This window comes from Granulibacter bethesdensis CGDNIH1, from assembly GCF_000014285.2.
Lineage (GTDB): Bacteria > Pseudomonadota > Alphaproteobacteria > Acetobacterales > Acetobacteraceae > Granulibacter > Granulibacter bethesdensis.
In genome coordinates this window covers 539,110-553,545 of record NC_008343.2, presented here as the reverse complement: position 1 = coordinate 553,545, position 14,436 = coordinate 539,110, and the positions used below count along the sequence as shown (strand labels likewise).

Here is a 14,436-nt window from a genome sequence, read left to right as displayed (position 1 = left end):
TTCAGGCAGAATTTTCGTGATCCCCTGACCGTGCCTCTTCCTGATCCGAAGCAGAACCCGAACCGGCTCGCCTACGCGCCGGAGGAGACGGCTATCCACGTAGAGTGTACCCGGACAGTCTCTTCCCCATGCGTGGAAGCCCATCCTCGTGTCAGTGAACTGCCGACGCTGCTGGTCATTCTGATCCTCTCGGTTCTGGGCGGCATTGTCGGAATGCAGATTCTGGTACGGCTGGGGGTTACCCCCAACACCGCCATTATAGGTGCCGTTACTGCCATGATTCTGGGGCGTATCCCGTGGCAGCCCCTGCTTGGATTCCGCTCCATCCATCGACAGAATCTGGTGCAGAGCGCTATTTCCGCCTCCACCTTCGGCGCAGCCAATGCGCTTCTGTTACCCATCGGGATTCCATGGGCCCTGGGCATGCCGGACCTTGTCTGGCCGATGCTGGCCGGGGCGGCTCTTGCGATGTTGCTGGATGCCTGGCTGATGTACAGCACCTTCGGGACGGCCATTTTTCCGGCAGAAGCGCCGTGGCCACCAGGCGTCGCCGCCGCAGAAGCCATCAGGGCCGGTGATGAAGGCGGTCGCAAGGCCGTCACCCTCGGAGCCGGAATGGCCGCCGGAGCCACTGGATCATGGCTGGGCTTGCCGATGTCTGCCATGGGCGTCGCTTTTATCGGCAATCCATGGGCGCTGCTTTTCTTTGCTGCCGGATTACTGACACGCGGCTATCAGCATGCGGTCTTTGCGCTTCCACCCCTGCATGCCTTGCTGCCAAGCCGTGATCTGGCGGCCGCCAGTGCACCCCATGCCGCCATGCTCGGCGCTGGACTCGCGGCACTGGTACAGGTCGGCGCACTGTTGATCCGCAATGGTAGGCGACCGCGTTCACCCGACACCGGGACCGACGCCCCTTCTCTGCGGCGGGTGCTTGGGCTGGGCATGGCTGGCTATCTGGGCATCGCCCTGCTGCTGGCGCTGCTGGGAGGGCTGTATACGCATATGCCGCCTGCCATGATGTTGGGCTTTGTAATCTTCGCCGCTTTTGCCGCCTACATGCATGAACTGATTGTCGGACTGGCCGCCATGCATTCCGGTTGGTTTCCCGCTTTCGCTGCCGCCGTTGTGACCCTGCTGGTGGGCATGATCATCGGCTTTCCGCCGATAGCGCTGGCTCTGCTGGTCGGTTTTTCCGCTGCAACAGGGCCTGCTTTCGGAGATATGGGCTGCGACCTGCGGGCCGGTTTTCTGCTGCGTGGCGAAGGAACTGATCCCGCCTTCGAGCGGGATGGACGCTGGCAACAGTTTCTGGCCGCCATGACAGCATTCGGGGTCGCCATCATACTGGTGGCCCTGCATGGCGGAGACTATCTGAAAGCCGGGTTACTCCCCCCGGTCGATCATGTCTTCGCAGGGCTGATCCAATCCGGTCTTGCTCCCGGTCTGATCGGGCGGATCTGGCCCTGGCTGCTGATCGGTGTTGCTCTTCAAGGCGGTGGTGGACCACACCGCCAGCTTGGGATCATGTTTGCCACCGGACTGCTGATTAACAACAGCGCCGCCGGATGGGCCGTACTCGCCGGGCTCGTCATCAGGCTGGCCGTGACCCGTCGAGGGAAAACAGGGACTGCCGGCCTGGAAGTCCTTGCCGGCGGCCTGATTGCCGGAGACGCGCTGCTCTCTTTCACCAGTTCGATCGCCCAGATGTCGGCCCCGCATGGTCAGCAACATGCGGGCGCGGTCAACCATTCCGGCTCCGTACGCGTTGCTTCCATAAAAGGAGGCTGACCTCTTGCCCGATTCTTTTGAGCGATCCCGACCGGACCTGTTCGATCTGCGCCGCACCGGCATTGATCCCGATTACTGGTATCCCCTCGCCTGGTCCGGAGAAATCAGAAAAGGCAAGGCAACAGGACGCCATTTCGCCGGAGAACCCATCGTTCTGGTGCGTGGGGAATCAGGGCGTGTCTATGCGCTGGAAGATCGCTGCGCCCACCGTCAGGTACCACTGCATGCCGGTGTTGTAGAGGGTGATTGTTTGCGCTGCTGCTATCACGGCTGGACCTATGATATGTCAGGCCGGTGCATCGACGTACCCTATCTGGGCAAGGATAAACTACCCAACGGGGTTCGCGCCTATCCCTGTCAGGAGAAAGAGGGGCTGGTTTTCATCTTTCCGGGCGATGCGGCCCGCGCTGAAATGACCCCGCTTCCTGTGCTGCCATCAATAAGCGACCCAGCCTATCGGACACGGCGTTTCGGGCGGGAGGTCGCCTGCCATTACAGCTTCATGCATGAAAACCTGATTGATATGAACCATCAGTTTTTACACCGGAAACAGATGGGACAGATCAGGCCGCGTTATCTGGGCCATGATGCCGGCGAAGACTGGCTGGAAGTACGATACAGTTTCGCCCGAACGGCAGGGCGGCAACCACTGGGGGAGAGGCTGATTTTCGGAACGCGGGAAGGCAAGGCCGAACCGAATGACAGCCTGATGACAATCCGCACCGATTATCCTTATCAAGGCCTGACGATCGACCTGAAATCGGACCGGGTGATGCAGTTGTGGATCGTCTATGTGCCGGTGGACAAGGACCAGAAACGCATTCGGACTTTTGGCTTGTTATCGGTCAAGAAGCCGCGTGCAGCCTTTCTGCTGCATGCGGCGTGGCCTTTACTGGGCTGGTTTACCGAGCGCATCTTCAGCGAGGATCGCTGGATCGTCGAACAGGAACAGAAAGCCCATGATGCGCTGGGGGGAAACATGAATCAGGAACCGTTTCCAGTCATTCGTGCGCTTCAGGATCTGCTCGCCAGACGTGGCAGGCTTCTGTCCTTCTGAACCCTTATTTGCGGAGAACTGCCAGCTGCCGCGCATCGGCTTGCCGCGGCGCAGTGAGCGGCAGAGTAGCATACATCGTGACAGCAGACATAGCATCATCAAGCGTGTTGAATTCTCCCAGATCGCGGCCGGTCGCGCCATGCCAGGGCATATATTTCTGATCCACATAGGCGATGCCCCAGGCAGACCAGCTTTCCCCCTCCCGATACAGAGCGATGTAGGGATCGGTATCCGCCTCGCCATCGACCACAGTGACACGGGCAAATCCCCAGCGGGCGGCAAAATCGCTTTCATAAGCCTCCCCGAACCCGGAACGTGCCATGAGGCGCTTTACGACGCCCGGCCGAAAAGGGAACGGAATGATAGTCGCACCGGACTGCAATGTTGTCATGGGCGCACCGTCGGTATGAGGAAGAATGAACGAGGTTTTAGCAACACTCTGTCCAAAAAACTGTGTCTTTTGGGGCACAGCCAAAGACCCACACTCAACGATTCGTGATCGAAAGAACTAAAAATATTTGGTGTCAGAGTCTTACGGGACGATATCAGCCTGTAACGTGAGCTTAAAAATACGCAGTCGCACCGATCCGAAAGAGCATCGGCAATCAGTCCTAATGTTGCTCCTGAAAGCGATACGGGCTCTCTGCCGTTGTGTTGGGGTCAATCGCAATGCGGTGTTCGAGCGGCGGGAAGGCGCGACTGCGGCAGTCCCGCCGGTCACAGAGGCGGCAGGACAGCCCGATTCCCACGGCTGCCCGTTCGATGTCGATACCATCACCGTAGATAATGTCCGGTGCATGAGCGATGTCGCAGCCCATTGCCACCACATGAAGCGGCGGCGGATCTCCCCATCGCTCTGCCACCCCACGCACACAGCGCGCGAAACACAGAAAAGTCGCACCATCCGGCAGCCGTGCCACCTGTACCCGGATGGCGCCGGGGGAAGTAAACGCCTCATGCACGACCCAGCGGGGGCAGGAGCCACCGAAACGCGCGAATGGAAAGCCGGCTGCGGAAAAACGCTTCGACACATTCCCCGCCGCATCCGTCCGCAGAAAAAAGAACGGCACCCCACGTGCTTCCGGCCGCTGTAACGAGGCCAGGCGCTGACAGGCCTGCTCGAAACTGACGCAAAAGCGTGCCGCCAGCAGATCCATATCGTGTCGCAATTCCAGGGCCGCATGCCGGAACGCTTCATAAGGCATCAGGATCGCAGCCGCGGTATAATTCAGCAGTCCGATTCGCAGCAGTCCTTCGGCCTCCGGCGTGCTGAGACGGGAGGCCGTGATCACCCCCTCCACCGCTTCTCTGGTTTCCATCAGGGCCAGCTGGAAGGCCATGTGGAAACCCCGGCTTTCGCGCGGCAGTTGTTCCGACAGCAACAGGTTGGAACCAGAAGGATCGTAACGACGGTGTACGCCTTCTGAAGGGCCGACCCGGATGGTCAGCCCATGGCGGGCGCGCAGCCGCTCGGCAATGGCATGATTGGCCTCTGCCGGGGTGGTGCGCAGATCGGCACAGATCGCTCCGGCGGCTGCCTCCAGTTCCGCGAAGTAATTCTGCCGCTCGGCAAACAGATCGCGTACCTCCTCATTCGGTAGCAGGATACGGCGACCAGACGGCAATGCGATCCCGCCCGCATCCTCCCGTGCGACACGCCAGGACCGATACAGCGTGAGAATGGCCCGGGCTGCGTTGGGACTGGCGGCGGCAAGCTGTTCCACCTCCTCCACCGATACGCTCTCGTTCGCCAGCATCGGATCGGCGAAAACCTCTCGCAATCCAGTCTGAAGATGCCGCTCCTGCTGGCCGGACAGGGCACGCAGATCAACCCGCAGCGTTTCGGCCAGTTTGATCAGCAACGATGCCGTCACGCCACGCTGGTCATGCTCGATCAAGTTCAGATAGCTTGCGGAAATCCCCAGCCTCACGGCAAGCGATTGCTGGGACTCTCCACGTTCCTGTCGCAACCGGCGCACGGTGCGCCCGATCAGAGGACGAGACATGACATTATTTTCACGCTTTGTAATTTACACAGTTTGCAAAATTACAACCAAAGCGTAAACAAATTTACTAAATTTCAGCAAATTTTTAATTTTAGGGGTGTCAAAGCCAGAAAAAAGTGCCAAATGTTGCGCAGTTAAGAGCCGAGGGAGTAATAATTATGCGTCACATGGCCTCCATCTGTTTCGCGCCGGACGGCGCCGGCAGCGTTCCCTTCGATATGGAAGAACGCTTCGCCGGCGTTAAGCGCGACTATACCCAGGCCGATGTGGAGAAGCTGGCTGGCAGCTTCCGCGTCAAGCACACCATTGCCGAAATGGGCGCGAAGCGTCTGTGGACGCTGCTGCGTAACGAGCCGTTCGTGAACACGCTGGGCGCCCTGACCGGCAACCAGGCGGTTCAGCAGGTCAAGGCCGGCCTGAAGGCCATCTACCTGTCCGGCTGGCAGGTCGCCGCCGATGCCAACCTGGCCGGTGAAATGTATCCCGACCAGTCCTTGTATCCCGCGAACTCGGTTCCGGCCGTTGTCCGCCGCATCAACAACGCGCTGCGTCGCTCCGACCAGATCGCCCACATGGAAGGCGCCAAGGCCGGCCGTGATGGCGACATTCACTGGATGGCCCCGATCGTGGCCGATGCCGAAGCAGGCTTCGGTGGCGCGCTGAATTCCTACGAGCTGATGAAGGCCATGATCGATGCGGGCGCCGCCGGCGTTCACTTCGAAGACCAGCTTGCTTCCGAAAAGAAGTGCGGCCATCTGGGTGGCAAGGTTCTGGTGCCGATCAGCCAGCACATCCGCACCCTGAACGCAGCCCGTCTGGCCGCCGATGTCGAAGGCGTTCCGACCGTTCTGCTGTGCCGCACCGACAGCCATGCCGCACAGCTGCTGACCACCAATGTCGATGAGCGCGACCATCCGTTCATCAGCGGTGAGCGCACCCCGGAAGGCTTCTATCGCATCAAGGAAGGCGTGGGCGTCGATTACGCGATCGCTCGCTCCCTGGCTTATGCGCCGTATGCCGACCTGCTGTGGTGGGAAACCAGCGAGCCGAACCTGGAAGAAGCCGAGCAGTTCGCCAACGCGATCGCCAAGCAGTTCCCGGGCAAGATGCTGGCCTACAACTGCTCCCCCAGCTTCAACTGGAAGAAGAAGCTCCCGCCGGAGAAGATCGCCGAATTCCAGCGCGCGATCGGCTCCATGGGTTACAAGTTCCAGTTCGTCACGCTGGCGGGCTTCCACAGCCTGAACTACTCCATGTTCCAGCTGGCCCGTGGCTACAAGGATCGTGGCATGGCTGCGTATTCCGAGCTGCAGCAGGCCGAGTTCTCCGCCGAGGCCGATGGCTACACCGCCACCCGCCATCAGCGCGAAGTGGGCGTGTCTTACTTCGACGCGATCTCCATGGCAGTGTCTCAGGGTCAGTCTTCCACCACTGCCTTCGCCGGCAGCACGGAAGAAGAGCAGTTCCACTAATACGGAACGACGAAATCCGGCTGTCCTGCCCCCTAACACAGGGCAGCCGGAGCTGGTCCCTGACCGCTGGAGAGTCCCCTTTCCGCAACACTGCTTTCCAGACACCGCGACAGGGATGCGCCGATCGGTTCGACGTCGCCCCTCGGCTCGGACCAATCGACGCGATGAGACGCCGGCACCCCCGGGCTGGCGTCTGGAACGGCCCCGCCCTGCGGGGCCGTTTTCCGTTTGAAGGCCATGTTGCAGACTGTTTTGCCCGGCCCGCCTTAGCCGGATATAAATTCAGGCGCGCAATAAACCGGAAATTTCACCGACCGGGCGATCAAACACACTTCATGAATCCGGTGATGAATGGCCTCGGCCACGGCAAGATCGGCCTGTGCGTGAACCGTGATACGGGGGTGCAGGGTTGCTGACACAAACTGGCCGGCGCCTCCCGCCGCCACCTCTGCAATACCGACAGTCTGATCTTCATAGGACGTGACCACAATGCCCGACTCCGAAGCGTAATGCAGATACCAGAGCATATGGCACGCGGCTAAGGCCGACAGCAGCAGATCTTCAGGGTTCATTCTGGTGGTATCACCACCGAGCAACGGATCGTTGGAGCAATGGATGACTGGCTTGCCCGGCACCGCAATATCCCAGCTTCGATCATAATCGCGATAGCCGGATGTACCGCACCCACGATTACCGGTCCAGACAATCCGGGAGAGGTACGAATGACTCATAAGAAAACACCTCGCCCAATAAGGCACGGCATAGCGATCAAGCCGTTTCCGTCTTGATCTGCACATCGACTGACAATGTAGCGAAATCACCGGAATGTCCCATATAGCTCCCGGCAATCGGTACGGCTTGAGAGGGGGTGCGGGCCACACAGATGCGGATCAGGTTACGCCCGGCGATCAGCCCGTTGGTCGGATCGAACTCCACCCATCCCGCACCCGGCAGATAAACGGCACACCAGGCATGGGTGGTAGCGCCTCCAACCATGGTGGAACCTTTTATGTCCGGGTCGTACAGATAACCACTGACAAAACGGGCCGCGAAACCAAGCGATCGCACAGCTTCCATCATCAGCAGGGCGAAATCCCTGCATGCCCCTCTGCCAAGATCAAGCGTCTTGAGCGGGGCCTGGGTGCCCTGCGTATCGCGCGCTTCATAAGTAAAGTCCCGCTGAATCGCGCGCGTCATATCCATCAGCAGCCGCATCGTCCCGGTAGCACGCCCTTTGCGGACAAATTTGCGTGCCCACAGCTCCAGCCTGTGATCAGGATCGGGATGGTGCCGTTCCTGTAAACGCGCGATATCCGGTAATTCCTCGGCCGCATAACCGAACGGGTATGTGCGCGCCACCGGATCAATCGGCAAATCTTCATTGCTGGGAAAATGATCCAGATCAAGCCGTGATGTGATTTCGAACCGATCAGACTCTGCCGGGTCAGGCTGCACATAGCAGACTGAATTTCCAAAAACATCATGGGCCCAACGTGTCTCCACGGGTGGCGGATAGAATGTCAGGGTCGCATCGTTCATACGCAGATCATGACTGTCACGCGGGCGCATCATTAACCGGTGCCGACCCAGCGAAACCGGCTGATGATAGCGATACGTGGTGATATGGGTGATCAGGACGCGGGGCATAAAACTGTGCTCATCCTGATTGGCGTTCCTGCGCCCTGTTGCGAAGGGTCATGCCTCCGAGTGTGAATGGGGAGCTGACGGGCCACCTGCCAATCCTTCCGTGATCCGTGCCTTCAGGCGTCCGAATTGTGCGACACCAGCCAGTCTGCGATCAAGAAAAGCCAGTGCGGCTTCATCATGATCATATCGCTCCCGCAACCAGACCAGCAATGTCCCGCTCCATATTCCGGTCAAAATAATGCGTTTTGTGTACCAACTGGTATCCGCAGAACGATCCCCTGCAGCATACCAGATTGCATCCACCGTTCGCGCCAGACAGCGCGCTGCAACACGGGCCCGGCCCGGCAAAGCCAATGCCGCAGCGGCCCTGCGTGCGGCCTCACGATGCGGCCCCATCAAGGAAAGCCTGGCCACAATGGCCAGACGGACACGGGCGCTCAGTTTCGTGACACCGGATGCCTGCTCGACCTCTGCCATCATGGTCCGATCCAGCCAGCCGGACCATGCCTCGATCAGGCCAGCAGCCCCACCATGCCAGAATAAAGGCGCATCATCGGGTGGCAGGGACAGATCGCTCAAGGCTCTGCGCAAAGCGGCCTCGGTCCACCCCAGAACCGGAACATGAGGCAGCAGCGCCGCAATAACCCTATCCTGCTCAGGGTCGTCTATCAGAGAGTCCAGCGGGGAAATCATTCTGCATCATCCTTCTGTTCCGCTGCCAGGGCTGCCTGTGCGCGGGCAATCTCCTCCTCAAAGCCCAGCCTCCCGAGATCGTTCATGCGCATAGGATACAGGATACCATCCAGATGGTCGTATTCATGCTGAATGACATTCGCGTGAAAGCCGCTGGCCTCACGCTCGATAACAGCCCCATCCAGTCCGATGCCACGATAACGGACGCGCATGGCACGGGGCACTTCCCCCCTGAAGCCGGGAATGGACAGGCATCCCTCCCAGCACATCTGAATCTCATCCCCCACCCATTCAAGCTCAGGGTTGATCAGCACGGTGGGAGAGACTTCTTCACCACCGCGGGAGACAGGCACACGAAACACGAACATGCGCAGGGATTGATAAACCTGTGGTGCCGCCAGCCCCACACCGGGGGCATCGATCATGGTTTCAATCATATCCAGAGCCAGGCGTTGTATCTCCGGCGCAGTCGGATCAGGCACAGGATCTGCACGACGCAACAGCACGGGATGCCCCATGCGTGCGATCTTCAGAATCGACATTGCTCGCCTCTCCCGTATTTGCCACTGCCACCTGGCCTGATTTCGATCATATTGTCCGTTACGAAGCCGGACACCGCAAGGCACGAAACGGTATCAGAAAGACCTGTTTCGACCTGCCAGAGCCAGAAAATATCAGGCCACAGAAACAGGCTTTGTTTTCTTCGGCGAAACTGTGTTATACGCCCCGCCTTCCGTTGGAGTCTCCAGCGGAACCCGTTCGTGCGGCCCGGGTTCAGACCGCCCAGAGAAAGGAGATGACTACCCAGTGCAAGTTCTGGTTCGTGACAATAATGTCGATCAGGCGCTCAAGGCGCTCAAGAAGAAGATGCAGCGCGAAGGCATTTTCCGTGAAATGAAGCTGCGTCGGCACTTTGAAAAGCCGTCGGAGCGTAAGGCTCGTGAAGCTGCTGAAGCCGTTCGCCGCGCCCGCAAGCTGGAGCGCAAGCGTCTGGAGCGTGAAGGGTTCTGATATACCTTCCGCCAAGCCGGGCCCAACGGTCCCGCACATATACCCGGCCAGCCATCGGGCGGCCGGACAGGGTTGGTGATAACCAGCCCGCCTGAAAACCGCTTCCGTCCTCTGCGCCATTCTGGTGGAGCCTTATCAACGGACGGAGCCGGATCGGAGACCGCAGCGGGGGATTATCCCCCGCCGGCTTCCTCCTCTTTTCTGCTTCTCCTCTCAGGGATGTGCATAAAAAAAGGCCGGACACCTGCAGTGCCCAGCCCCTACCCCTGTTTAAATAGCACCCTGGCCGCTTATTCGGCGGCAATCATCATGGTCTGCTGAAGCAACAGATCCCGGAACGGCCCGTCATTGCGCTCCAGCTCGGTCGGCGAGCCATCCTGCAAGATACGGCCATGCTGCATCACCACGATCCGATCGAAATTCTTTAGCGTGGACAGACGATGCGCCACGGCAATCACGGTTCGACCCTGCATCAAGCGATCAAGCGCCCTCTGAACGGCCCGTTCACTTTCACTGTCGAGCGCACTGGTCGCTTCATCCAGCACCAGCACAGGCGCATTACGCAGGAAAGCCCGGGCGATGGCCAGCCGCTGACGTTGACCCCCGGAAAGTTTCACCCCGCGGTCACCCACGATCGTATCGTATCCTTCGGTCAGATCGTCGATGAAGTCACGGCAGCACGCAGCTTCCGCAGCCGCCTCCACCTCGGCAAAGCTCGCATCAGGCTTGCCATAACGAATATTATCGATCACCGAGCGATGGAACAGCATGACATCCTGCGGCACGATACTGATCGCATCACGCAGGCTTTCCTGCGTCATGGTCGCGATATTGTGCCCGTCGATCAGGATCTGTCCCTCCCCGAGCTCACGCAGCCTTTGCATCAAGGTCAAAACCGTGGTCTTGCCAGAGCCGGAGCGCCCAACCAACCCGACACGCTGCCCGGCGGGGACAACAAGGTTGAATTTCTTCAGGACTGGGCTGGCACCCGGATAGGCAAAAGTGACATCCCTGAATTCGACCGCCCCGACAGCAGAAGGGAGAGTACGCGCATCCGTCTGGTCACGCAGATCATGGGGCAGCAGTAATGTTGCCAGAGCTTCCGACAGACGGGCCACATCCTGCACCATATTCACCAGCGCCACGGCCAGATCGCGGGTACCATGCAGAATATTGAAGCCGAGCGTAGTCACCAGAACGACATCCCCGGTGCTCGCCATCTTGTGCTGCCACAACAGGATTGCCCAGACCAGCAACCCGGCTGTCAGCGCCGCCGTAAACACCGCATGAAACAGCCGCAGCCGCTCCAGATAGCGCAGGGAATGGCCACGGGCTGACATTTCATCCTGAACGCGGGCCGCAAATCGCTCCCGTTCCCTCAGCGTCGCGCCGAAAGCACGCACCAACGGCATATTGTTGATGACATCGACCAGTTCGCCATCCACCCTTGCCGCATCCGTTGCGTAACGTTCGTGCAACCGGTTGCCGCGTGCCGCCCAGATCATCAGGACGGCCCCCAGTCCCAGCGATATCAGAGCCAGTGTCGCGGACATCAGCGGGCTGACCAGCGCCAGCATCGCCACGGATAGAACGACCGCAAAAGTCGGCGGCAACACGTTCCATGCGAAAAGCTGCTCAAGCTGAAAGATCGCATTCCCGGTGGCCGTAATACGTCCGGCGAGCATGCCCGGCAGGCGATCGGCAAAATAGGCCGGGGAGTGTCCGGTGAGATGTTCGAACAGATCACGGCGCAGATCGCCTGTGACCGCGACGAATGTGTGGGTGGAGACCCATCCCCCGATACGCCAGCTCATATTATCGGCGGCGATCAAGCCGGCGAGAATGGCGAATGCGCTCCAGACTTCATCCACACGATTGCCGGAAAGTACGTCCACCAGATTCTTGACGCCGTATTGGGAGAACGTTGCAAAGGACACCGCCATCAGCACGGATAACAGGACGGTCAGATGCCCGACAGGATGGCGGCGAACGTAGTGAAAAATAAATGGCAGCGTCCGGGTCGGCAGGCTGCGGGTTTGGTTGTCGTTGTTCACGCGCCCCCCGGGGACTGTCTCAAAAGGCTTCACCGACAGCATTTGCCGCAGGTGTTTCATGATCCTGCCATCTGCTGCACCACCCAGTCTTTTTGCAACCATTGCGCACATCCCGGAATGGTCTGCCCGGAATGGTCTGAAAGAGTGATCGTGACGGGTTTATTGGACATGAGTACTCCCGGATACGTGATATTGATCGATCCGTCACCCACGATGCGCATCCGTTATCGTCAATAAGTTTACTGTTGCTGCTCAGGCCAGAAAAACTGCCCTTTCAACAGAAGCGGCACCTCATTCAAAATGAGAGTCTTCCTTCCTGCTATCAGCACAGGCCGTTACCGGGAGGCATCATGGCAGCAACCTTTTACGAACTGATCCGTTTCGGTCCCGGCAGAAATGCTGAACCATGAGGTCGGGCATTCTCAGGACATTGCCTTTGGTCAGCACATTTTACCGATCATTGCGGCAGCACTAAGGCAAACCTGTCTTATTACTGCCTGTATCAGGATGCATGTTTTACGCAGCGACACCGGCATCCAGATCGTTATCCGCAGCAAAAATGGAGCTTATCGCCATGCGTATTGCCCAGATTGCCCCATTACACGAAGCCGTTCCGCCCAAGCTTTATGGGGGTACGGAACGCGTTGTCTCCTTCCTCACTGAGGAGCTGGTCGCAATGGGACATGACGTTACCCTGTTCGCCAGCGGAGATTCCATAACCGGGGCAAAGCTGGAAGCGACATGGCCGCAGGCGCTGAGGCTGGATCAAACGATCCGCGACACGCTGGCACCCCAGATTTTGCAAATGGAACGGGTGCGGCAGATGGCGGATCAGTTCGACGTGCTGCATTTTCATAATGATTACATGCCGTTCAGCCTGTTTTCCCGCCAACCGACCCCGTTCGTCAGCACTCTGCATGGGCGGCTGGATCTGCCGGAATTGTCCCAGATTTATGATGCCTTCCCGGATACACCGGTCATTTCCATCTCCCATTCCCAGCGCCGCCCTTTGCCGAACGCTCATTTCATCGGCACAGTCCTGCATGGTCTGCCTGCCGACCTGCTGACGCCTCAGCCCGGCAAACAGGATTATCTGGCCTTTCTGGGCCGCATCTGTCCGGAAAAACGGCCCGATACGGCCATCCGCATCGCCCGTGCAGTGGGTATCCCTCTGCGCATTGCCGCCAAAGTGGACAAGGCCGATCAGGACTATTTCGAAACCGTGATCAAACCGATGCTGCCGGGCGGAGGCGTCGAAATGGTGGGCGAAATCGGGGATGACCGAAAAGCCGAATTTCTCTCCGGCGCCCTTGGTCTGTTGATGCCGATCGACTGGCCGGAGCCGTTCGGGCTGGTGATGATCGAGGCCATGGCCTGCGGTACACCAGTTATTGCCATGAATCGCGGCTCGGTCCCGGAAATTCTGGATGATGGCGTGACCGGCTTTATCGTCGAGGATGAAAAAAGCGCCATCGCTGCCGCGCGCAAGCTCGATCGGCTCAACCGGACAAATGTGCGTGCCATGTTTGAAAAACGCTTCACGGCACGCCGCATGGCAGAGGATTACCTGGCGATCTATCGCAAGCTGGGTGTCGACGCACGGCCTGCCCTGCGCGTCATCACCTGAAATCCGGCATATTCCCCCCCTTGCCGCCTATCCGTCAGAATTGCACGATCGCCGGATACAAGGGGCGGCCCGCTACATCAGGCTGGCCAACCGGCAGCAGGAGAAGTGCTTATGTTTATTGCCATGAACCGGTTCAAGGTTCTGCCGGATGCCACACAGGCATTTGAGGAAGTCTGGGCCAATCGGCCCAGTTTTCTGGAGACTGTACCGGGTTTCATCGAATTTCATCTCTTGAAAGGCCCGGTACGTGAGGATCATGTCCTCTATGCATCGCATACAATATGGGCAAGCCACGCTACCTTCGAAGCCTGGACCAGATCAGAAGCTTTCCGCGCGGCTCATAAAAATGCCGGCAGCAATCGACCGCTTTATCTCGGGCATCCTGAATTCGAAGGGTTCGAGATTATCCAGACGCTTCAGCAAAAACCCTGATAACAGATAGCCTTTATTTTTTTACGGGATACCAGGACGGTTCCACACCGTCCGACATCTGACGCAGGCTGCCCTTTTCATGCTCGGATGAGTCCGCATCCCCCGCACTGTAAGGGGCACCAGGTACATACCAGTATTGTGACCCGACACCACTGCCAATGCCCAAACCGACATGCACGGCCTTCGCCGCTGCAATAGAACCGGCCGGTGCTTCAGCGCCATGCTCACTCGCAAAAGATTTCCCACTGACGATAACACTGATCAACAATATGGCTGCCGCAGTCAGGTTATGACGGTCACGATAAAGCGGTCCGGTCATGGCGCGTCCCTCTGGCTGTGATTTGTCCCCGATAAAGTTCGGGTCAAGACACATAACGCCCCACAAAGTGATCAGTTGTCTTTGCCTGTGATCACAAAAATCTCAGCGGATGGCGCGGAGAATTTTGCAGGACCCGGCATCCCCGGCGGCACAGTTCACCTGTGCACGAGTCCGGAAATCGAGCGTCTGCCCCGCTTGAGGATAAGGGGACTCCTCATAAGATGCCCCACCGGTATAAGGCGTACCGCCGCCTGTATAACGATGATGTGAAGAACCGCATCCTGCCAAACCCAGACATAAGGCCAGACTGAAGGGAAGCAACAGGCA

14 protein-coding genes are annotated in these 14,436 nt (G+C 58.8%); 6 read left to right on the top strand and 8 right to left on the bottom strand.

Features of this window, described 5'->3' with window-relative positions:
* Positions 1–30 precede the first annotated feature (30 nt).
* Together GBCGDNIH1_RS14875 and GBCGDNIH1_RS14870 are read left to right on the top strand one after the other, a co-directional pair.
* Positions 31–1,791, top strand: coding sequence for an OPT/YSL family transporter (locus GBCGDNIH1_RS14875; RefSeq protein ID WP_011631198.1), 1,761 nt, complete (start codon positions 31–33; stop codon positions 1,789–1,791).
* Positions 1,792–1,795: 4 nt separating this feature from the next.
* Positions 1,796–2,848, top strand: coding sequence for an aromatic ring-hydroxylating oxygenase subunit alpha (locus GBCGDNIH1_RS14870; protein WP_011631197.1), 1,053 nt, complete (start codon positions 1,796–1,798; stop codon positions 2,846–2,848).
* A 4-nt stretch (positions 2,849–2,852) separates the two neighbouring features.
* Here GBCGDNIH1_RS14870 and GBCGDNIH1_RS14865 read toward each other — a convergent pair whose 3' ends face one another.
* Both GBCGDNIH1_RS14865 and GBCGDNIH1_RS14860 read right to left on the bottom strand, forming a co-directional pair.
* Positions 2,853–3,170 carry a hypothetical protein gene (locus GBCGDNIH1_RS14865; protein WP_025286039.1) on the bottom strand — a complete coding sequence of 106 codons (318 nt, stop codon included), beginning with the start codon at positions 3,168–3,170 and terminating at the stop codon, positions 2,853–2,855.
* Between the two features lie 289 nt (positions 3,171–3,459).
* Positions 3,460–4,854: a helix-turn-helix domain-containing protein gene (locus GBCGDNIH1_RS14860; protein WP_011631195.1), complete on the bottom strand. Its 1,395-nt coding sequence runs from the start codon at positions 4,852–4,854 to the stop codon at positions 3,460–3,462.
* 167 nt (positions 4,855–5,021) lie between these two features.
* Between GBCGDNIH1_RS14860 and aceA the strand changes: the two genes are divergently transcribed.
* A complete protein-coding gene (aceA, locus tag GBCGDNIH1_RS14855) occupies positions 5,022–6,326 on the top strand; it encodes an isocitrate lyase (protein ID WP_050748387.1) in 1,305 nt (434 codons plus the stop codon).
* Positions 6,327–6,592: 266 nt separating this feature from the next.
* Here aceA and GBCGDNIH1_RS14850 read toward each other — a convergent pair whose 3' ends face one another.
* Genes GBCGDNIH1_RS14850 through def form a run of 4 tightly spaced genes read right to left on the bottom strand, consistent with a single transcriptional unit; the run spans position 6,593 to position 9,208 of the window.
* Entirely contained in the window at positions 6,593–7,057 is a 465-nt protein-coding gene (locus GBCGDNIH1_RS14850; protein ID WP_011631193.1) for an OsmC family protein, read from the bottom strand.
* A gap of 37 nt (positions 7,058–7,094) precedes the next feature.
* Entirely contained in the window at positions 7,095–7,973 is an 879-nt protein-coding gene (locus GBCGDNIH1_RS14845; protein WP_011631192.1) for a transglutaminase family protein, read from the bottom strand.
* Between the two features lie 48 nt (positions 7,974–8,021).
* The gene (locus GBCGDNIH1_RS14840) at positions 8,022–8,666 is read right to left on the bottom strand and encodes a COQ9 family protein (RefSeq protein ID WP_011631191.1); all 645 of its coding nucleotides are present in this window, start codon (positions 8,664–8,666) and stop codon (positions 8,022–8,024) included.
* Positions 8,663–9,208, bottom strand: coding sequence for a peptide deformylase (gene def, locus GBCGDNIH1_RS14835; RefSeq protein WP_025318212.1), 546 nt, complete (start codon positions 9,206–9,208; stop codon positions 8,663–8,665). The genes GBCGDNIH1_RS14840 and def overlap by 4 nt, the downstream gene beginning before the upstream one ends.
* 265 nt (positions 9,209–9,473) lie before the next feature.
* On the opposite strand from def, the gene rpsU reads away from it, so the two are divergent.
* Positions 9,474–9,677, top strand: a complete 204-nt coding sequence (gene rpsU, locus GBCGDNIH1_RS14830; RefSeq protein WP_043455061.1) for a 30S ribosomal protein S21 — start codon at positions 9,474–9,476, stop codon at positions 9,675–9,677.
* Between the two features lie 290 nt (positions 9,678–9,967).
* On the opposite strand, the gene GBCGDNIH1_RS14825 is transcribed toward rpsU, so the two are convergent.
* A complete protein-coding gene (locus GBCGDNIH1_RS14825; protein WP_011631188.1) occupies positions 9,968–11,833 on the bottom strand; it encodes an ABC transporter ATP-binding protein in 1,866 nt (621 codons plus the stop codon).
* Positions 11,834–12,305: 472 nt separating this feature from the next.
* Between GBCGDNIH1_RS14825 and GBCGDNIH1_RS14820 the strand changes: the two genes are divergently transcribed.
* A complete protein-coding gene (locus tag GBCGDNIH1_RS14820) occupies positions 12,306–13,358 on the top strand; it encodes a glycosyltransferase family 4 protein (protein ID WP_025286032.1) in 1,053 nt (350 codons plus the stop codon).
* 111 nt (positions 13,359–13,469) lie between these two features.
* Complete coding sequence (locus tag GBCGDNIH1_RS14815) at positions 13,470–13,790, top strand: antibiotic biosynthesis monooxygenase family protein (protein WP_025318210.1); 321 nt, start codon at positions 13,470–13,472, stop codon at positions 13,788–13,790.
* Between the two features lie 13 nt (positions 13,791–13,803).
* Here GBCGDNIH1_RS14815 and GBCGDNIH1_RS14810 read toward each other — a convergent pair whose 3' ends face one another.
* The gene (locus GBCGDNIH1_RS14810; protein ID WP_125910972.1) at positions 13,804–14,109 is read right to left on the bottom strand and encodes a hypothetical protein; all 306 of its coding nucleotides are present in this window, start codon (positions 14,107–14,109) and stop codon (positions 13,804–13,806) included.
* Between the last annotated feature and the right edge of the window lie 327 nt (positions 14,110–14,436).